The sequence below is a fragment of the Sphingopyxis sp. LK2115 genome (genome assembly GCF_014595975.1).
Classification (GTDB): Bacteria; Pseudomonadota; Alphaproteobacteria; order Sphingomonadales; family Sphingomonadaceae; genus Sphingopyxis.
The window spans coordinates 25,427-44,190 of the sequence record NZ_JABWGQ010000053.1 but is presented as its reverse complement, the minus strand read 5'-3'; the positions used below and the strand labels follow the sequence as shown (position 1 = coordinate 44,190).

The 18,764-nt window shown below is 65.4% G+C and carries 19 protein-coding genes; 6 read left to right on the top strand and 13 right to left on the bottom strand.

Going from position 1 to position 18,764, the window contains the following annotated elements; genetic code table 11:
- Positions 1-48 precede the first annotated feature (48 nt).
- The 4 genes from dcd to HUW43_RS12500 all read right to left on the bottom strand — a co-directional run bounded on the left by dcd (position 49) and on the right by HUW43_RS12500 (position 2,391).
- Complete coding sequence (gene dcd / locus HUW43_RS12515; RefSeq protein ID WP_188237727.1) at positions 49-603, bottom strand: dCTP deaminase; 555 nt, start codon at positions 601-603, stop codon at positions 49-51.
- 80 nt (positions 604-683) lie between these two features.
- Positions 684-1,139, bottom strand: a complete 456-nt coding sequence (locus tag HUW43_RS12510) for a cytidine deaminase (RefSeq protein ID WP_188237726.1) — start codon at positions 1,137-1,139, stop codon at positions 684-686.
- Positions 1,136-1,891 (bottom strand): glycoside hydrolase family 25 protein, encoded by a 756-nt coding sequence (locus HUW43_RS12505; RefSeq protein WP_188237725.1) that lies wholly within the window; start codon positions 1,889-1,891, stop codon positions 1,136-1,138. The genes HUW43_RS12510 and HUW43_RS12505 overlap by 4 nt, the downstream gene beginning before the upstream one ends.
- 2 nt (positions 1,892-1,893) lie before the next feature.
- Positions 1,894-2,391, bottom strand: coding sequence for a UPF0262 family protein (locus tag HUW43_RS12500; protein ID WP_188237724.1), 498 nt, complete (start codon positions 2,389-2,391; stop codon positions 1,894-1,896).
- Between the two features lie 131 nt (positions 2,392-2,522).
- Here HUW43_RS12500 and HUW43_RS12495 point away from each other — a divergent pair, with 131 nt between their 5' ends.
- Positions 2,523-4,034 (top strand): replicative DNA helicase, encoded by a 1,512-nt coding sequence (locus HUW43_RS12495; RefSeq protein WP_188237723.1) that lies wholly within the window; start codon positions 2,523-2,525, stop codon positions 4,032-4,034.
- 122 nt (positions 4,035-4,156) lie between these two features.
- On the opposite strand, the gene HUW43_RS12490 is transcribed toward HUW43_RS12495, so the two are convergent.
- The 6 genes from HUW43_RS12490 to astD all read right to left on the bottom strand — a co-directional run bounded on the left by HUW43_RS12490 (position 4,157) and on the right by astD (position 9,681).
- Complete coding sequence (locus HUW43_RS12490) at positions 4,157-4,960, bottom strand: phosphoadenylyl-sulfate reductase (RefSeq protein WP_188237722.1); 804 nt, start codon at positions 4,958-4,960, stop codon at positions 4,157-4,159.
- Complete coding sequence (locus tag HUW43_RS12485) at positions 4,953-5,366, bottom strand: DUF934 domain-containing protein (RefSeq protein WP_188237721.1); 414 nt, start codon at positions 5,364-5,366, stop codon at positions 4,953-4,955. Before HUW43_RS12485 ends, HUW43_RS12490 begins: the two co-directional genes overlap by 8 nt.
- A complete protein-coding gene (locus HUW43_RS12480) occupies positions 5,359-6,990 on the bottom strand; it encodes a nitrite/sulfite reductase (RefSeq protein ID WP_188237720.1) in 1,632 nt (543 codons plus the stop codon). The genes HUW43_RS12485 and HUW43_RS12480 overlap by 8 nt, the downstream gene beginning before the upstream one ends.
- A 1-nt stretch (position 6,991) precedes the next feature.
- Complete coding sequence (locus HUW43_RS12475; RefSeq protein ID WP_188237719.1) at positions 6,992-7,288, bottom strand: DUF2849 domain-containing protein; 297 nt, start codon at positions 7,286-7,288, stop codon at positions 6,992-6,994.
- A complete protein-coding gene (gene cobA, locus HUW43_RS12470) occupies positions 7,285-8,073 on the bottom strand; it encodes a uroporphyrinogen-III C-methyltransferase (RefSeq protein ID WP_223181504.1) in 789 nt (262 codons plus the stop codon). The genes HUW43_RS12475 and cobA overlap by 4 nt, the downstream gene beginning before the upstream one ends.
- 162 nt (positions 8,074-8,235) lie before the next feature.
- Positions 8,236-9,681: a succinylglutamate-semialdehyde dehydrogenase gene (gene astD, locus HUW43_RS12465; protein ID WP_188237718.1), complete on the bottom strand. Its 1,446-nt coding sequence runs from the start codon at positions 9,679-9,681 to the stop codon at positions 8,236-8,238.
- A gap of 156 nt (positions 9,682-9,837) precedes the next feature.
- Here astD and HUW43_RS12460 point away from each other — a divergent pair, with 156 nt between their 5' ends.
- The 3 genes from HUW43_RS12460 (at position 9,838) to HUW43_RS12450 (ending at position 13,388) form a co-directional block, all read left to right on the top strand.
- Positions 9,838-10,731, top strand: coding sequence for an alpha/beta fold hydrolase (locus HUW43_RS12460; RefSeq protein ID WP_188237751.1), 894 nt, complete (start codon positions 9,838-9,840; stop codon positions 10,729-10,731).
- A complete protein-coding gene (locus HUW43_RS12455; RefSeq protein WP_188237717.1) occupies positions 10,728-11,900 on the top strand; it encodes a glycosyltransferase family 4 protein in 1,173 nt (390 codons plus the stop codon). The genes HUW43_RS12460 and HUW43_RS12455 overlap by 4 nt, the downstream gene beginning before the upstream one ends.
- Positions 11,901-11,984: 84 nt before the next feature.
- Positions 11,985-13,388, top strand: coding sequence for an NAD(P)H-dependent flavin oxidoreductase (locus tag HUW43_RS12450; protein ID WP_188237716.1), 1,404 nt, complete (start codon positions 11,985-11,987; stop codon positions 13,386-13,388).
- Between the two features lie 44 nt (positions 13,389-13,432).
- Here the strand turns inward: HUW43_RS12450 and HUW43_RS12445 are convergent, their stop codons facing one another.
- Complete coding sequence (locus tag HUW43_RS12445) at positions 13,433-14,431, bottom strand: 2-hydroxyacid dehydrogenase (RefSeq protein ID WP_188237715.1); 999 nt, start codon at positions 14,429-14,431, stop codon at positions 13,433-13,435.
- A 126-nt stretch (positions 14,432-14,557) separates the two neighbouring features.
- On the opposite strand from HUW43_RS12445, the gene HUW43_RS12440 reads away from it, so the two are divergent.
- A complete protein-coding gene (locus HUW43_RS12440; RefSeq protein ID WP_188237714.1) occupies positions 14,558-15,016 on the top strand; it encodes an SH3 domain-containing protein in 459 nt (152 codons plus the stop codon).
- Between the two features lie 224 nt (positions 15,017-15,240).
- On the opposite strand, the gene HUW43_RS12435 is transcribed toward HUW43_RS12440, so the two are convergent.
- Together HUW43_RS12435 and HUW43_RS12430 are read right to left on the bottom strand one after the other, a co-directional pair.
- A complete protein-coding gene (locus tag HUW43_RS12435; RefSeq protein ID WP_188237713.1) occupies positions 15,241-15,708 on the bottom strand; it encodes a hypothetical protein in 468 nt (155 codons plus the stop codon).
- Positions 15,709-15,954: 246 nt separating this feature from the next.
- Positions 15,955-17,142: an acetyl-CoA C-acyltransferase gene (locus HUW43_RS12430; protein WP_188237712.1), complete on the bottom strand. Its 1,188-nt coding sequence runs from the start codon at positions 17,140-17,142 to the stop codon at positions 15,955-15,957.
- 156 nt (positions 17,143-17,298) lie between these two features.
- On the opposite strand from HUW43_RS12430, the gene HUW43_RS12425 reads away from it, so the two are divergent.
- Positions 17,299-18,753, top strand: coding sequence for a coniferyl aldehyde dehydrogenase (locus HUW43_RS12425; protein ID WP_188237711.1), 1,455 nt, complete (start codon positions 17,299-17,301; stop codon positions 18,751-18,753).
- Positions 18,754-18,764: the final 11 nt, after the last annotated feature.

The window sequence follows — 18,764 nt, the reverse complement described above, 5'->3', positions numbered from 1 at the left end:
TCCTACGCTTCCCGTCCCGGAGCCGCCATCCATTGCCACGGATCGCGGTTACAGCTTGGGCAGCGTCACGCCCTTCTGTCCCATATATTTGCCCGCGCGGTCGGCGTAGCTCGTCTCGCACGGTTCGTTGCCCTTGAGGAACAGGAACTGGCACGCCCCCTCATTGGCATAAATCTTGGCGGGCAGGGGGGTGGTGTTGGAAAACTCCAGCGTGACATGCCCCTCCCAGCCCGGTTCGAGCGGGGTGACATTCACGATGATGCCGCACCGTGCATAGGTCGATTTGCCAAGGCAGATGACAAGAACGTCGCGCGGGATACGGAAATACTCCACCGTCCGCGCCAGGGCAAAGCTGTTCGGCGGGATGATGCAGACGTCGGTTTCGCGATCGACAAAACTGTTCGCGGCGAAATCCTTGGGATCGACGACGGCGCTGTCGACATTGGTGAAAATCTTGAACTCGGGCGCGACGCGCGCGTCATAGCCATAGGAGGAAAGGCCATAGCTGATGCAGCCATCGCGTCGCTGCGCCTCCACAAAGGGTTCGATCATGCCCTGCGTGCGGGCGGCTTCGCGAATCCAGCGGTCGGAGAGTATGGCCATGCCTGTCTCTTGTAAGGCCTGCGCATTTTGCGCAAGCCGATGTTTATGGCGTGCCCCCGTCTTCGCACGGGCAGGGTCGCCTAACCGATCAATCCCAGATCCTTTGGCCCGAAAGACGCGGGAAGCAGTTCGCTGAGCCTGTAGCTTTTCACCGCGTGGCCATCCCCCGACGCGCAATGCACCATTATGTCGGCCCGCGACCGTTCGGCCGCCTCGTTCAATATCTGGCGGCAGCGCCCGCAGGGGTGGACGGGATCGCTGCCGGTCAGCACAGCGCCATCGGGACGGCCGCCGATGATGGCCACCGCAGTCAGCTCGCCGATCCAGCCTTCGTTCGCGATTTTCGCCACCGCGGCGGTTTCGGCGCAGAGCGTGAGGCCATAGCTCGCATTTTCGACATTGGCGCCGGTCACGATGTCGCCATTCTTGAGCAGCAGCGCCGCACCGACATGAAAGCCGGAATAGGGGGCATAGGCGCGGCTTGCGGCGTCGCGCGCGGCGGCGATCAGCGCGTCGCGGGTCGTCGTGTCGGTCATCTTGTCTCTCCTCGCGCGGCGAGCACATTCCAGCCGACGGTGCCGTCGGCGCCCGACAGGCGGACATAGTCGTTCGCCTGCCACATCGCCCAGGGGTGTGTCCCATAGCCGGGCTCAAAGAAATCGCGCCGCAGCCAGGTCGTGCGCGCGATGCCGCGCGTCACACGATAATCGGCCTCGAACGCCGGGCCGGGCGCGATCAGGCTCTGCTTGCCCATATGCGCCTCGATCTGCGCGAGGAAGGTCGCGAGTTCGGACAGAAGCAGCGCGCGCGTCGGCCGGTCGGGGCAGCGGTCGTCATAGTCGAGCCAGACGACCGCGGGCAGCATGTCGGCGCGGCGCGGCACGTGGCGGATGAAATTGGCGGCCTGGTCGGTCGCAAGGTGGCAGAGGCTGTAACGGTGGATCGCGCCGACCTGTATTCCGGCGTCGCGCGCGCCGGGCAGGTTGCGCGCAAAATGCGCGTCGACCCCGACGGCGCCTTCGGTCGCGACGATATAGGCGAAATCGGCCCCCGCGGCCTTGATCGAGCCCCAATGAACCTCGCCATTGCCGCCGTCGATCGTGACTCCCTGCACAGGATAGACGGCGCGGTCGGGCGTCCAGCGCGCCGCCCACCAGAGCACAAGACCCGCAGCGAGCAGCAGCAGCACCGCCGCGGCACCCACGCGCCGCAGCAACCGTGCGATCGCGCCGCGCCAGTCGCTGACGCGCCTTGCTCCCTGTCCGCTTCCGATCGCCCCCGCCTTCATCGTCAGCCTTTGATATGGAGCACGCAGATCAGCGTGAACAGCCGCCGCGCGGTGTCGAAATCGACCGCAATTTTCCCGTCGAGCCGGTCCATCAGCATCTCGGCCGCCTCGTTGTGGAGCGCGCGGCGTGCCATATCGACCGTCTCGATCTGCTGCGCGGTCGCGGTCTTGATCGCCTGATAATAGGAATCACAGATTGCGAAATAGTCGCGGATCGGGCGGCGAAACCGGCCGAGGCCGAGGATGATCGCTTCCAGCGGCGAACCGTCTTCGCGCGATATTTCAAAGATCAGGCGGCCGTCTTCGACACGCAGCTTCAACCGGTAAGGGCCGGCATAACCGTCGGGATGGCCGCGCTGCGGCACGAACTTGTTTTCTTCGATGAGGTCGAAGATCGCGACGCGCCGTTCCTGCTCGACGTCGGGATTGCGCCAGACGATCGAACTTTCGTCAAGCTCGACCGAAATGATGCGCTGCTTGGAGGGATCGGCGTCGGACATGTTGACCGTGCTTCTACTTGGGCTGTAGCGAAGGGCAAGGGGGGCGACTTATTCACAGCATTCCACAGTTATGATATGCCTGCCGACATCGGCGGTTGCGCCTGCGGGGCGACCGCCGCATGAAGGTCGCCATGCCCGAATTAGCCCTTATCCCGACCCCGGCAACCGCCGGGGACGAGCGTCAATTGCCCCGCAATATCGAGGCCGAGGCCGCGTTTCTGGGCGCGGTCCTGATCGACAATCGAGTCGTCGAGGATCTGCCCGTCCAGCTTGCGCCCGCGCATTTTTTCGAGCCGCTGCATGGCCGCATCTTTCAGCAGGCGATGGCGCTGATCGAGCGCAACAGCATCGCGACCCCGGTAACGCTCAAACCCTTTTTCGAGGCTGATGAGGCGATGAAAGCGGTCGGCGGCGTCGGTTATCTGGCGCAGCTGACGGGCAGCGGCGCGGGGCTTATCGGCGCGCGCGACTTTGCCAGGCAGATTTACGACCTGGCGCTGCTCCGCGAGCTGGCCGGGGTCGGGCGCGCGCTGGTCGAAAGCGCGCTCGACACCAGCGAGCGCGTCGACCCGCAGGCGCAGATCGAGGAGGCCGAAACCGCACTCTATCGCGTTGCGGGGGGCGAGGCCGAAATGGGGTCGGTCAAAAGCTTCAGCCAGGCAAGCCTCACCGCGCTGCAGGCGGCCGAACGCGCACTCAATTCGGGAGGGCATCTGTCGGGGATCACCACCGGAATCGCCAGTCTCAACGCCAAGATCGGCGGGATGCACAACAGCGACCTGATGATCCTCGCCGGGCGTCCCGGCATGGGCAAGACGTCGCTCGCGACCAACATCGCCTATAACGCCGCCGAACGCTGGCGCCGCGACGAGGAGGACGGCATTCCGCCCGAAAAGAATATGGGCGCCAAGGTCGCATTCTTCAGCCTCGAAATGTCGGCCGACCAGCTGGCGACGCGCGTGCTCGCCGAACAGTCGGGGGTGTCGGGCGAGGCGCTGCGCATGGGCAAGATCAGCAAGGAGCAGTTTCAGCAGCTCTCGCGTGCCGCGCAGACGCTCCAGACGCTTCCGCTCTATATCGACGACACCCCCGGCCTGACGATCGCCGGACTGCGGACACGCGCGCGGCGGCTCCAGCGCCGCCACGGCATCGGCTTTATCATCGTCGACTATCTTCAGCTCTTGCAGGGGTCGTCGCGGAGCGGCGATAATCGCGTGCAGGAGATTTCCGAAATCTCGCGCGGTTTAAAGACGCTGGCGAAGGAACTCAATGTCCCGGTGATGGCGCTGTCGCAGCTCAGCCGCCAGGTCGAAAGCCGCGAGGACAAGCGCCCGCAGCTTTCCGACCTGCGCGAATCGGGCTCGATCGAACAGGACGCCGACATGGTCCTTTTCGTGTTCCGCGAGGATTATTATGTCGCGGCGCGCGAGCCGAAACGCCCGATCGAGGGCGACGATGTGAAGATCCACGCGGCGCACGAGGAATGGGCGGCCGAGATGGAGCGTGTCTTCGGTCTGGCCGAAGTCATCGTCGCCAAATCGCGCCACGGGTCGACCGGCAAGGTCCGCCTGCACTTCGAGGCGAAGACGACCAAGTTCAGCGACCTGGCCGACGACAGCATGGCGTATGAGGATTATGAGTAAGGGTTGCCCGGCAACCTTGTCATTGCGAGGGAGGAAACAACGCGGCAATCCGGCATTGACGTAAGGCGTTTCGGATTGCTTCGCTTCGCTCGCAATGACGAAACTTTCTCCGATGCGTCAGGTCAAAACGCCGGATCGTTCGCCGGATCGTCGTCCAATGGCGTCACCGCTTCGTGGATGCCGCATTCGGTCTTGTCCCAGCCGCGCCAGCGGCCCGACCGCGGGTCTTCGCCCGGCTTGACCTTCGACGTGCAGGGCGAGCAGCCGATCGACGGGTAGCCCTTTGCTTCCAGCGGGTGCCGCGGCAGGTCGTGCGCCGCGAAATAATCGTCGAGCATCTCGCGCGTCCAGTTGGCGAGCGGGTTGAACTTGAGGCGGCCGGTATTGCCGTCGAGCTCGAAGCGCGGCAGGCCCTGCCGCGTCGCCGACTGGAACCCCTTGCGCCCGGTGATCGAGGTATCGAAATCGGCCAGCGCCTTTTCGAGCGGCTTCACCTTGCGGATTTCGCAGCATCCATCGGGGTCGTAGGACCAGCGCAGTTCGGTCGCGTCCTTTTTCGCCAGCTCGTCGGCATCGGGGGTCAGGTTGACGACATTGAGCCTGAGCTTCGCGGCCAGCTCGTCGCGATAGGCCAAAGTTTCGGGGAAATGCTTGCCGGTGTCGAGGAACAGGACGGGCATGTCGGGTGCCACGCGCGAAACCAGGTGGAGCAGCACCGCGCTTTCGGCGCCAAAGCTCGACACGATCGCCGTTTCACCGAGCAGCCCGGCGCCGATCACGCTCGCGACGACCTCCGCCGCGTCCTGACCACGGAACAGGTTGTTGAGGCGGATGACATCGGCCTGCGTAAAACGCGGCGCGACGTCAATCCGGTCGCGGGAGCGGTCTTCGTCGGCTTTGGGGAGCGAATGTTTCACGTCAGCCATGCCTTAATTTCCATATCGGCACCGCGCCGTCGGCGGCGGTCTGATAATGTTGGGGCCAGCGCGTCAGCGCCGCTTCGACGTCGGCGGGATTGAGCGCCTTTTCGGGTGCGAAGCTGTCAAAGCCGCAGCGCTTCATATAGGCGATCTGATCGACAAGCACGTCGCCCTGCGCGCGCAGTTCGCCCGTAAACCCCGCCTCGCGCAATATGCGCGCCGACGAATAGCCGCGGCCGTCGCGAAACGCCGGAAAGGCCACCTCGATCAGCTTCAATCGGTCGAGATAGGGGATCAGCGCGCGTGCATCCTCGTCGGGTTCAAGCCGCACGGCGGTCGCGTTCGATTGTTCAAGAAATGCGTCGAGCGTGACGCAGGGTTCCTCGCCGTCGCTATGCAGATGCTCAACCATAGATCGCCTCCTTGAACGGGGCCATGCCGACGCGGCGATAGGTGTCGAGGAAACGTTCGCCCTCGGCGCGTTCGGCGAGATATTTGTCGGTGACGCGCTCGATCGCATCGACGATGCCGTCCTCGTCGAAGCCGGGGCCGGTGATCGTGCCGAGCGATACGTCCTCGGCGCCCGATCCGCCGAGCAGCAGCTGGTAATTTTCGGTGCCCTTGCGGTCGACCCCCAGGATGCCGATGTGGCCCGCATGGTGGTGCCCGCACGCGTTGATGCAGCCCGAAATCTTGAGCTTGAGTTCGCCCAGTTCCTTCTGGCGGTCGAGGTCGGCAAAGCGCGTCGCGATCTTCTGCGCGACCGGGATCGATCGCGCATTGGCGAGGCTGCAATAATCGAGGCCGGGGCAGGCGATGATGTCGCTGATCAGGTCAAGGTTCGGCGTCGCCAGCCCCGCTTCGTCAAGCTTTTGCCAGATGGCGTAGAGGTCGGCCTTGCGGACGTGCGGCAACACGATATTCTGCGCGTGCGTGACGCGCAGTTCGTCGTGGCTGTAGCGTTCGGCGAGGTCGGCCATCAGATCGATCTGCGCCGAGCTGGCATCGCCGGGGATGCCGCCAACGGGTTTCAGGCTGATATTGACGATCGCGTGACCCGGCATCTTGTGCGCGGCGACTTGCCGGTCGACCCACAGCGCGAAATCGGGGTCGCTGCGGTCGATCGCGTCGGGCGCCGATGCGTCGAGCGGCGGCATTGCGAACTGCGCGGCGATGCGGTCGAACTCGGCCTTCGGGGGGTCGATGCCGAGCGATTTCACATGGACGAACTCTTCCTCGACCTGGCGGCGATATTCGTCGGCGCCCAGCTCGTGGATCAGGATCTTGATCCGCGCCTTGTAGATATTGTCGCGGCGGCCATAGCGATTGTAGACGCGCAGGCACGCCTCGGTGTAGCTGAGCAGGTCTTCGAGCGGCACGAAATCCTTGATCAGCGGCGCGATCATCGGGGTGCGGCCCATGCCGCCTCCGACATAGAAGGCGGCGCCATGCTGCCCGTCCTTTTCGACGATCTGGATGCCGATGTCGTGGAGCCGCATCGCGGCGCGATCCTCGTCGGCGGCGATCACCGCGATCTTGAACTTGCGCGGCAGATAGCTGAATTCGGGGTGAAAGCTTGACCATTGGCGCAGCAGCTCGGCCCAGGGACGCGGATCGGTGATCTCGTCGGCGGCGGCGCCGGCCCACTGGTCCGAACTGATGTTGCGGATGCAATTGCCGCTGGTCTGGATCGCGTGCATTTCGACCGACGCCAGGTCGGCAAGGATCGCCGGCGCGTCCTCCAGCTTGATCCAGTTATACTGGATATTCTGGCGGGTGGTGAAATGGCCGTAATCGCGGTCATATTTGCGCGCGATATGCGCCAGCATCCGCATCTGCCGGCTGTCGAGCGTTCCATAGGGCACCGCGACGCGCAGCATATAGGCGTGAAGCTGGAGATAGAGGCCGTTCATCAGCCGCAACGGCTTGAACTGGTCCTCGGTGATTTCGCCCGCGAGGCGACGGCGCACCTGGTCGCTGAACTCGGCGACGCGCGCCTCGACCATCGCCTGGTCATATTCGTCATATTGATACATGTCAGATCACCCAGTCGCCCGCCGTCGGATCGGCGGGTTTCAACGTCAGGTCGGGGCGCACGGTCGGGCCAAGCGCGCGGATGCGATCCTTGATATGCGCGGGACGCGGGCCGTCGGGGGTCATTTCGCCAGCGATGATATAGGGCGCGTTGACGCGGCGTGCGGCTTCCTCGACGGCGAGGATCGCCTCGCCCTGTTCGTCGACATCGACGGCATCCTCGATATGGATCGACCAGTCGGCGCCCGTCCACCAGATGACGGCGCCGCTTTTCAGGTCGTTGCCCGTGAGCAGTTTCATGTAAAGTCCCTTATTTGAGCGGCGACGCCCGGCGCGCCGAGGCAGTCGAGCGCGTCGGCGCGCGCCGCGACCTTGCCGACGATGATCAGCGCCGGGCTTTGCACCTTCTCGCGCGCGACAAGGTCGCCGAGGTCGGCGAGCAGGGTGCGCAGCACGCGCGCGTCGGCCGCGGTGCCGCGTTCAACCACCGCGACGGGAAGGCCGGGCGAAACGCCGTCGGCGATCAGCTTGTCGGCGATGGCGGGTGCCGTCGCGAGGCCCATATAGATGACGAGCGTGCGGCCGTGTCCCGCCAGTCCCGACCAGTCCTGATCGGTCAGATCCTTGCACTGGCCCGCGACGAAGCTGACGGCGCTTGCGTCCTCGCGGTGGGTGAGGGGAAGCCCCGCCTGCGCGGCGCAGCCCGCGGCGGCGGTGATGCCGGGGACGACCTCGACCGCGATCCCGGCATCGCGCGCGGCGTCGAGTTCCTCGCCGCCGCGCCCGAAGATGAACGGATCGCCGCCCTTCAGCCGTACGACCTGCTTTCCGGCCCGCGTCTCGCGCACGAGCAGTGCGTTGATCAGATCCTGCCTCATCATGTGGCGGCTGCGCTGCTTGGCGACGCTGATCCGTTCGATATGCGGCGGAATCAGTGCGAGCACGCCTTCGCCGACAAGGCCATCATGGACAACGAGATCGGCGGATCCGAGCAGCCGCGCAGCGCGCAGCGTCAGCAGGTCGGGGTCGCCGGGACCGGCGCCGACGAGCCACAGCTTGCCCGCGGGGATGAGAGATTGTTCCATGCCGGTGAACATGGTTCGCACGCTGGAAAAGCGCAAAGCAGGCTTTGTTGACGGGGGTGTAGGTAAAATTGCCCCACACTTGCTCACCCCTGGACTCGATCCAGCGCCCATCACGTCGTCGCTGAATTGGCCCCCGGATCGAGTCCGGGGGGCGAGCATTTGTCAGAGATATTTCTTCGTCACCAGCTGCGACCCTTCGGGATCGCGCAAACCTACGCCGATCGAGGCGCGCAGGGCGTCGCTTTCGGCGCTCGCAACCGGATAGGCGCAATAGTCGGCGGCGTAGAAGGCGCTGGGGCGGTGATTGCCCGACAGGCCGATCCCGCCGAAAGGCGCCGCCGACGACGCGCCGTTGGTCGGACGGTTCCAGTTGATGACGCCGGCGCGCGCATTGGCCCAGAACTGATCGTAAAGCTGCGGCGTGCCGCCGATCAGCGCCGCCGACAGGCCGAAGGCGGTGTTGCTCGCTTCGGCAATCGCCGCCTCGAATGTTTCGACGCGGATGACCTGGAGCAGCGGGCCGAACAGCTCGACGTCGGGACGCTCCGCCATCGCGGTGACGTCGATGATGCCGGGAGTCAGGAAGGGGCGACCCGCGACGGGGCGCGTCATGTGGCGGATCACCTGGCCGCCGTTCGACATGAGGATAAGGAAGCTTTCGGTGAGGCCGTCGGCTGCCTCATTGTCGATCACCGGACCCATATAGGGCGCGGGGTCGGCGTGCGGATGATCGACGATCAAGCGGTTCGCAAGCTCGCGAACCTCGTCGATCAGTGCGTCGGCCATGCTGTCCTTGACGATCAGCCGCCGCGCATTGCTGCAACGCTGGCCCGCGCTGAGGAAGGCCGACTGGACGATGAGGATCGCGGCGGTGCGAATGTCGGCGGTATCCCACGCGACGATCGGATTATTGCCGCCCATTTCGAGCGCCAGCATCTTGCCCGGCTGGCCTGCGAACTGGCGGCTCAGCGCCAGCCCCGTGCGCGCCGATCCGGTGAAGAGCAATCCGTCGATGCCGGGGTGCGCGGCGAGCGCCTTGCCCGTGTCGGGGCCGCCGATAACAAGGCGCAGCGCCTCCTGCGGCACGCCCGCGCTGTGGAACAGTTCGACAAGCTTTGCTCCGACCGCCGGCGTTTTTTCGGACGGCTTGAAAACGACCGAATTGCCCGCGATCAGCGCGGGAATGATATGGCCGTTCGGCAAATGCGCAGGGAAATTATAAGGGCCGAGCACCGCGAGCGCGCCGTGCGGTTTATGGCGCACCGCGCTCCGCAACCCCATTGCGCCCTCGATGCGGCGATTGGGAGTGCGTTCGGCATAGGCCTTGACCGAAATGTCGACCTTGTTCGCCACCGATTCGACCTCGGTGCGCGCTTCCCACAAAGGCTTGCCGGTTTCGCGCGCGATCAGATCGGCGAGCGCCCCGCCCTCTGCCTTCACCCGGTCGGCGAAGCGGCGCAATGTTTCGGTGCGGAAGGTGACGGGTTTCGCCGCCCATTCGGGCCAGGCGCGACGGGCAATTTCGACCTCGGCGTCGACGTCGCTCACCGTGCCGCGCCAAAGCTGTTCGCCGGTGGCGGGTTCAAAGGAAAGCAGCTCTTCGCTCATGGTCGTCCCGCTCTTATCGGCGAAAGCGTGCGGCGGCAACCACAGTGGGCGCGTTCGCGACGGATGGCTTGCGCCGATGCGCTGCGTTGGCGATAGACGAGCGCGACTCCCGCATCGCATAAGCGGGGCTCCGCGAAACCAGGAGGACGATCGATTCTGGCCAGAAACGACAGCCGCCGCGAATGGGCCGACCATTATTGGTGGTCGCACGACGGCGTCCGGCTGCACGCGCGCGTCTATCCGGGGGGCGAAGGCAGTGCGGACGCGCCGCCGATCCTGTGCATGCCCGGCCTTGCGCGCAACGCCCGCGATTTCGAGGATCTGGCGCCACATTTGGCGCAATATCGCAAGGTAATCGTGATCGAGTTTCGCGGCCGCGGCGAAAGCGCCTATGCCAAGGATCCGATGACCTATGTGCCGCTCACCTATGTCCAGGATGTCGTGGCATTGCTCGACGAACTCAGCATTTCGCGCTTCGCGACGATCGGCACCTCGCTCGGCGGGCTTGTGTCGATGCTGATGGCGGCGAGCCTGCCGGGGCGGATCGTCGGCGCGGTGCTCAACGATGTCGGCCCCGAATTGCAGGCGGCGGGGCTGGAACGCATCCGCGACTATATCGGGGCGGGCGGCAGCCAGCCGACGTGGATGCACGCGGCGCGCGCCTTTGCCGAACTCAATGGCGCCATCTATCCGAATTATCGCATTCATGACTGGCTGCGGCTCACCAAGCGGACGCACAAGCTGACGCCAGAGGGGCGGATCGTCACCGATTACGACAAGCAGATCGCGGCGCCGCTGCGCGTTCCCAACGGCGGCGATGCCGGCATCGACCTGTGGCCCGCCTATCGCGCGCTCGGCGCCGCGCCGGTGCTTATTCTGCGCGGCGCGCTGTCGGACATATTGGCGCGCAGCGCGGCGGAAAAAATGGCGGCCGAGCTGGCGCACGCGCGCTTTGTCGAGGTGCCGGGGGTCGGCCATGCGCCGACGCTGGACGAGCCCGAAGCGCGCGCGGCGATCGACGCGTGGGTGGCGGAGCTGCCGCAAGCGTGAGCGCCGACCAGCCCGAGGCGCTTCGGCCGATCCGCATCCTGCACCTCCATTCGAGCTTTTCGCTGGGCGGCAAGGAAGCGCGCGCGGTGCGGCTGATGAACCTGATGGGCGGCCGCGCGCATCACACGATCCTGTCGGCGGTGCCCGACGCGCTCGGCGCGCGGGATGCGATCGATCCCGTCATTGTGGTCGATTTTCCGCCGGATGCACCGCCGCTTCATGGAAAGCCGGGGCCTGCGCGCTATCGCGCGCTTGCGCGATATATGGGCAAGTTTGACCTGGTGCTCAGTTACAATTGGGGCGCGATGGACGGGGTGATGGCCCGTCGCCTGTGGGCGCCGTTCGTGCGCCTGCCCCCGCTGATCCATCACGAAGACGGCTTCAACGAAGATGAAAGCATCCGGCGCAACTGGAAGCGGAACCTCTTTCGCCGGGTTGCGCTCCCGACGGCCGAGGCGCTTGTCGTGCCGTCGGCCCTGCTGGAGCGCATCGCGGCGGCCGAATGGGGCGCTCGCGAACAGACGGTGATGATCCCCAACGGGATCGACACGGCATCCTATGCAGCCCCGCCGTCGGTCGCGATTCCGGGTCTGGAACGGCGTCGGGGCGAAGTGGTGATCGGAAGCATCGCCGGGCTGCGCAAGGTCAAGGATCTGCCGCGTTTGGTGCGCGCGGTCGCCACGCTGCCGCCGCACGTCCGGCTGGTGATCGTGGGCGAGGGGCCGGAGCGCGGCGCGATCGAGGCCGAGGCGTCGCGATGCGGGATCGCGGATCGCGTCGTCTTGGCCGGATTCATGGCGGAACCGGCGCGCTGGATCGGCCATTTCGACCTACTCGCGCTGTCGTCGCTCAGCGAACAGGCGCCGATCACGGTGATCGAGGCCATGGCGGCGGGGCTGCCTGTGGTCAGCCCGGCGGTCGGCGACGTCGCGGCAATGGTGTCCGACGCAAACCGGCCGTTCATCGCCGGCGACGAGCGGACGTTTCGCGCCGCGCTGGCCCATGTGGCGGGCGATGGTGCGCTGCGGCAGACAGTTGGCGACGAAAACCGTCGGGTCGCGGCAGCGCGCTTCGACGAATCAACGATGGCCGCCGCCTATGAAAAGCTCTATGGTCGTGCGCTTGGAAGCCACAGCCCGTTCAGCGGGCGCCGGATCGGCATTGATTGACAAAAGGGCCCGATTTCCGCTTACGCATAAAGGCAATGGGGCCGGTCCGCGATCGCGCATCGGTGGAGAGAGAGAAGGTTTATAGTGTTCAAAGGTTTGAAGCCGATCCTTTATGGCGGGCGCGAAGTGTGGCCGCTGGTCGAAGGCGGCAAGGGTGTGTCGGCGACCAACCATATGTCGAGCGGCGCCTGGGCCGCGGCGGGCGGCATCGGCACCGTGTCGGCTGTCAATGCCGACAGCTATGACGCCGAAGGCAAGATCATCCCGCAAATCTATCGTGCGCTCACCCGCAGGGAGCGGCACGAGGAACTGGTCGCCTATGCGATCGACGGCGCGGTCGAACAGGTCCGGCGCGCGCACGACATCGCGGGCGGCAAGGGCGCGATCAACATCAATGTGCTCTGGGAAATGGGTGGCGCACAGCAGGTGCTGGAAGGCGTGCTCGAACGCGCCAGGGGCCTTGTCACGGGCGTCACCTGCGGCGCGGGGATGCCCTATAAGCTCAGCGAGATCGCGGCGCGGCACAATGTCCATTATCTGCCGATCATTTCGTCGGCGCGCGCCTTTCGCGCGTTGTGGAAGCGCGCCTATCACAAGGTCGCCGACCTGATGGCGGCGGTGGTGTATGAGGATCCCTGGCTTGCGGGCGGGCACAACGGCCTGTCGAACGCCGAGGATCCGCTGAAGCCCGAGGCGCCCTATCCGCGCGTCAAGGCGCTGCGCGACACGATGCGCGCCGAGGGAATATCGGACGATGTGCCGATCGTGATGGCGGGCGGCGTGTGGTATCTGCGCGATTGGGAAGATTGGATCGACAATCCCGAACTGGGGCAGATCGCATTCCAATATGGCACGCGCCCGCTGCTGACCGAGGAAAGCCCGATCCCGCAGGCATGGAAGGATCGCCTTCGCACGCTCGACGAAGGCGACGTTTTGCTCCACCGTTTTTCGCCGACGGGATTTTATTCCAGCGCGGTGCGCAACCCCTTCCTGCGCGACCTTGAGGCGCGCTCGGAACGCCAGATTCCCTATTCGAAGCAGGAAGCGGGCGACCATGTCGTGCAGCTTGACGTCGGCGTGAAGGGCAAGAATTTCTGGGTCACTCCGCACGACCGCGACCGCGCGCGCGACTGGTATGCCGAGGGCTATACCGAGGCGCTGAAGACCCCCGACAATACGGTGGTTTTCGTCACCGAGGCCGACAAGGCGCTGATCCGCAAGGACCAGGCCGACTGCATGGGCTGCCTGTCGCACTGCGGCTTTTCGGCGTGGAAGGACCATGACGATTATTCGACCGGCTATCTCGCCGATCCGCGCAGCTTCTGTATCCAGAAAACATTGCAGGACATCGCGCATGGCGGCGACGTCGAACAGAATCTGATGTTCGCGGGCCACGCGGCGTTCAATTTCAAGACCGACCCCTTTTACTCGAACAACTTCACGCCGACGGTAAAGCAGCTGGTCGACCGGATTCTGACGGGGGACTGACGCGCGCCTGGTTGGCTTTGGGTGATTCCAGCCAGCGGCTGGTATCACACCCACCCCTCCAGCACCTGATCGGGGGGGCGGTGGCCGTCGCACCAGGCGCGGATGTTGGCGATGACCTTTTCACCCGATGCCTCGCGTCCCTCGATCGTCGCCGAGCCGAGGTGCGGCAGCAGCACGACATTCTGAAGCGCAAGCAGCGCCGGATCGACCGCGGGTTCGTGGGTATAGACGTCCAGCCCGGCACCGGCGATGCGGCCGGTCTGGAGCGCCGCGATCAGCGCCTTTTCATCGACGATCTCGCCGCGCGCGGTGTTGATAAGGTAGGCGGTCGGCTTCATCGCGCCGATCCGTGCCGCATTGACCATCTCGTGCGTTTCGGCGGTGTGCGGGCAGTGGATCGTCACGACGTCGCTGATGCGCAGCAGCGTGTCGACACTGGCGTGATAGCTGGCGCCCAGCTCGTCTTCGACGGCTTCGGGCAGGCGCCTGCGGTTATGATAATGGATCGACAGGCCGAACGCGCGCGCGCGGTGCGCAACCGCAAGGCCGATGCGTCCCATCCCGATGATGCCCAGCAATTTGCCGCCGACGCGGTGGCCGAGCATCGCGCTCGGCGCCCAGCCGGCCCATTGGCCCGACCGCATCAGCTTTTCGCCTTCGGCCAGGCGCCGCGGCACGCTGAGGATCAGCGCCATCGTCATGTCGGCGGTGTCTTCGGTAAAGACCCCCGGCGTGTTCGACACCATGATGCCCTTTGCGCGCGCCGCGGCAAGGTCGATATGATCGACCCCGGCGCCGAAATTGGCAATCAGCTTCAGCCGCTCGCCCGCCGCTGCGATCACTTCGGCGTCGATCGTGTCGGTCACCGTGGGCACAAGAACGTCACAATCGGCGACCGCGGCCTTGAGCTCGTCCTTGGTAAAGGCATGGTCGTGCGCCGACAGCGCGACGTCGAACAATTCGGCCATGCGTGCCTCGACATGCGGCATCAGCTGGCGGGTGACGATGACGCGCGGGCGTTTGGGGCGGGATGAATCGGGCATGGCCGCCGATAGAGCGCGCCCGCGCGGAGGGGTCAAGGGGGCAGGCGGAGCGAAGGCTGTGGACGAGCTGTCCTGTGGGCCATGCGGCCGGTTGATAATGGGCGGCGACTTTGACAAGGGAAAGCCATGATCAGCCGGAAACTTGCCCTGATATTGTTCAGCCTTGCCGCCGCGGGACCGGCATCGGCGCAGTCGGACCCCGAATTGCCCTATTGGGCGTCGATCAGCGTCGACGAGGCGCGGATGCGCAAGGGGCCGTCGATCGACGTGCCCGTATTGTGGGAATATCGCCGCAAGGACTTGCCGGTAAAGGTGATCGCACGCCACGAAAACTGGCGCCGCGTCGAGGACCCCGACGGCGCGCGCGGCTGGATGGCGGCGCGGCTTTTGAGCCGCACGCGCACCGCGATCGTCACCGGCGCGGTCCGCCCGATGCGCGAAGAGCCCAGCCTGTCCGCTGCGGTTGCCTATCGCGCCGAGCCGGGCGTCATCGGCCGGATCAGCGATTGCCAGGGCGGATGGTGCCGCTTCGACGTCAAGGGTCGCAAGGGTTGGATCCAGACCGACCATATCTGGGGCGATTGACCGCGGCGGGTCGCGGGGGCTTTTGGCCGAAAGCCTTCGTATCGATCGTCGCCACTCGGCGCCGCGCCCGACGAAAGCCCAGGCCATGGAAGGTGAAACAAGGCTGGCATGACGGATCGGTCAAGGCCGACTGTCCACCCCAGAACCGCCTTCTCTTGCCGACCAGGAAATGGGCCGGACGGCTGCGCGCCCGGCCCTTTCATGGATTCGCCTTTTCGGCCGACTCAACGCCAGCGGAAATGGTCGCGATAGACGCGGATCACCTTGCCGCTGCGCACATTGACCAGCAACAGGTCGTTATAGTGGCGGACATAGACCAGATTGCGGCCCGCGCGCGGCACGCCCCAGCGGCTGTCCCACGCGGGACGATAGGCGGGCGCATAATAGGCGGGGCGCAGCGTCGCGCCGACGCGGAACGACTGATAGCGGAAGGGCGCGCGGTAATGCTGGTAGCGCGCGTCGCGGCGCCAGTCGCGCTTGCTGTCGCGCAGGTCGCGGCGCGCGTCATTATATTCGCGGCGTTCCTCGCGAATGTCGTCGCGGTCGCCATATCGCAGCGCGTCGCGATATTCGCGGCGCTCCTCGCGCACGTCGCGGCGGTCTTCACGGATTTCGCGCGTTTGCGCCTGCGCGGCGGTCGGGACGATCATGGCGGCGATCAGGCCGGCCGCGAGATATTGCATCTTCGTCATGGTGCCATTCCTTTGCAACGTCAGGGGTGGGCGATCTGCCCGATGACAGCACAAGGATTATGCGCACCCGCTTGAACGGTCCCGGAATGCCGCGTTTATTTTCAGGTCATTAGTGTCGCAATTTGTCGCGGGAAGGGCGATGGGGCGTGGGGAGTGTGCGGCACCTGACCCATCATTGCCAAACGGTCGCCAAATGAAAATGCGAGCGGCCGGAGACGGCCCCTGCTTTCGCAGGGGCACAGGTTATTATACCAGCTCGATCGCCACGGCGGTTGCTTCACCGCCGCCGATGCACAGGCTAGCGATCCCGCGTTTCTTGCCATGGCGCCGGAGCGCCGCGATCAGCGTCGTGATGATCCGCGTGCCGCTGGCGCCGATCGGATGGCCGAGCGCGGTTGCACCGCCGTGGACGTTGATCTTGTCGTGCGGGATGCCCAGGTCGTGCATCGCGAACATCGCGACGCAGGCAAAGGCTTCGTTCACCTCGAACAGGTCGACATCGCCGATCGTCCAGCCGGCCTTCGCCAGCACCTTGTTGATCGCACCGACGGGGGCGACCGTGAAATCCCTGGGCTCCTGTGCGTGCGCGGCGTGCGCGACCAGGCGTGCGACGGGCTTCGCTCCCTTGGCGTCGGCGACCGACTGGCGCGTCAGCACAACCGCGGCGGCACCGTCGGAGATCGACGAGCTGGTCGCCGCGGTGATCGTGCCGTCCTTGGCAAAGGCGGGCTTGAGCGTCGGGATCTTGTCGGGCATCGCCTTGCCCGGCGCTTCGTCGGTGTCGACGACGACGTCGCCCTTGCGGCCCGCGATCGTCACTGGCACGATTTCGGCGGCGAAGGCGCCCTCGGCGATCGCCGCCTTGGCGCGGCTCAGCGACGTCAGCGTATAATCGTCCATGGCCTGGCGGCTGAGCTGATAGGCGTCGGCGGTGTCCTGTGCAAAGGTGCCCATCGCGCGGCCCGCGTCATAGGCATCCTCCAGCCCGTCGAGGAACATATGGTCATAGACGGTGTCGTGGCCGATGCGCGCCCCCGAACGGTGCTTTTTGAGCAGATAGGGCGCGTTGGTCATCGACTCCATGCCGCCCGCGACGATCAGGTCGACGCTGCCCGCGGCCAGCGCCTCGGCGCCCATGATGACGGTCTGCATCCCCGATCCGCAGACCTTGTTCACCGTCGTCGCCTGAACCGACTTGGGCAGGCCTGCCTTGATCGCCGCCTGCCGCGCGGGCGCCTGGCCCAGCCCGGCGGGCAGCACGCAGCCCATATAGATACGCTCGACATCCTCGCCCGAAACGCCGGCGCGTTCGACCGCCGCCTTCACCGCGGTCGCGCCCAGGTCGGTCGCGCTGGCGTCCGACAGGCTGCCCTGCATGCTGCCCATCGGGGTGCGGGCAAAGGACAGGAAAACGACGGGATCGGTGGCGGTCATGGCGAGAGACTCCGTAAGGGAAAGCGACATCGGCGGCTCGCTTAGCGGAAATGCTGCACGTGCGAAAGGGGCAGTGCCCCGATGGGAGGCGCGTTTCATCTTGCAACCCGCCGCGCGCCATGGTCAAACGTCGCGAAAGCACAGGGGAGACAGGTCATGGCCACGGCAATCAGGCAGGACGTCGCAGGCGAAACGGCGCGGATGCAGGCAGTGCTTGCGGCGCAAAAGGCAAGCTTTACCGCGGCGATGCCCGAAAGCCTGTCCGTCCGCGCCGACCGCATCGACCGCGCGATCGCGCTGCTCGTCGACCACGCCGAGGATTTCGCCAAGGCGGTGAGCGAGGATTTCGGCCATCGCAGCCGCGAACAGACGCTGATGACCGACATCATGCCGTCGGTCAGCGCCTTGAAGCACGCGAAGAAGCATATGGCGAACTGGGCAAAGGGCGAGAAGCGGCGACCCACTTTCCCGCTCGGTCTGCTCGGCGCCAAGGCCGAGGTGGTCTATCAGCCGAAGGGCGTTGTCGGCGTCGTGAGCCCATGGAACTTTCCCGTCGGAATGGTTTTCGTGCCGATGGCGGGCATCCTGGCGGCGGGCAATCGCGCGATGGTGAAGCCGAGCGAGTTCACCGAAAATGTCTCGACCCTGATGGCGCGGCTCGTGCCCGAATATTTCGACGAAAGCGAAATGGCGGTGTTCACCGGCGATGCCGAGGTCGGGATCGCCTTTTCCAAGCTCGCCTTCGACCATATGATCTTCACCGGCGCGACCAGCGTGGGACGGCATATCATGCGCGCCGCGGCCGACAATCTTGTGCCCGTCACGCTCGAACTTGGCGGCAAGTCGCCGACTTTCATCGGGCGCAGCGCGAACAAGGATCTGGTCGGCCAGCGCGTCGCGCTCGGCAAGATGATGAACGCGGGGCAGATATGCCTTGCGCCCGACTATCTGCTCGTCGCCGACGATCAGGAGCGCGAGGTGATCGACAGTGTCGCCAGGGGCGCCGCCGCGCTCTATCCGACGCTGCTCGCCAACGACGATTACACCTCGGTGGTGAACGGCCGCAACTATGACCGGCTGCAATCCTATCTGGCCGACGCGCGCGACAAGGGCGCCGAGGTGATCGAGGTCAATCCGGGGCAGGAGGATTTCGCAAGCGCCAACGGCCACAAGATGCCGCTCCACATCGTGCGCAACCCGACCGACGACATGAAGGTGATGCAGGAAGAGATTTTCGGCCCCATCCTGCCGGTCAAGACCTATCGGAATATCGACGACGCCATCGACTATGTGAACGAACGCGACCGCCCGCTCGGCCTCTATTATTTCGGGCAGGACAAGAGCGAGGAGGAGCGTGTGCTTACCCGCACCATTTCTGGCGGGGTCACGGTCAACGACGTTCTGTTCCACAATGCGATGGAGGATCTGCCCTTTGGCGGCATCGGGCCGTCGGGCATGGGCAATTATCACGGGATCGACGGCTTCCGCACCTTCAGCCACGCGCGCGCGGTGTATCGCCAGCCGAAGCTCGACGTTGCGGGTCTTGCGGGTTTCAAGCCGCCCTATGGCAAGGCGACGGCCAAGACGCTGGCAAGGGAATTGAAGAAATAGGCCCGATTCCG